The organism is Oleiphilus sp. HI0061, assembly GCF_001635675.1.
In genome coordinates, this window is sequence record NZ_LWFE01000785.1 from 1 (window position 1) to 332 (window position 332).

Below are 332 nucleotides of genomic sequence, written 5' to 3' on the forward strand. Positions count from 1 at the left end.
GTTCTTGTCCGACACAACGAAACCTACGAGACAGTTGTCGGTACCGATTACGGTGTAGAGGTTACTTTCGAGTCGGGCAAAAAGATCAAAGCTGATGCTTTTCTTTGGTGTAATGGTCGCAGCGGCAATACCCAAAATCTTGGGCTAGAAAATATAGGTCTTGAAGCAAACTCACGCGGTCAGCTTTCAATTGACGACCACTATCGAACAGATGTAGAGAATATCTATGCTGTAGGTGATGTGATTGGTTGGCCAGCACTTGCTAGCGCTGCTTACGATCAAGGTCGCTCTGCTTCATCCGCTTTGCTTAACGATAGTTACTTCAGGTTTAT

At 45.5% G+C, this 332-nt stretch carries 1 protein-coding gene; it reads left to right on the plus strand.

The annotated features are described in order from the left end of the window. Positions 1-332: FAD-dependent oxidoreductase (locus A3735_RS09555; protein ID WP_197485806.1), on the plus strand; the 332-nt coding region annotated here is incomplete at both ends.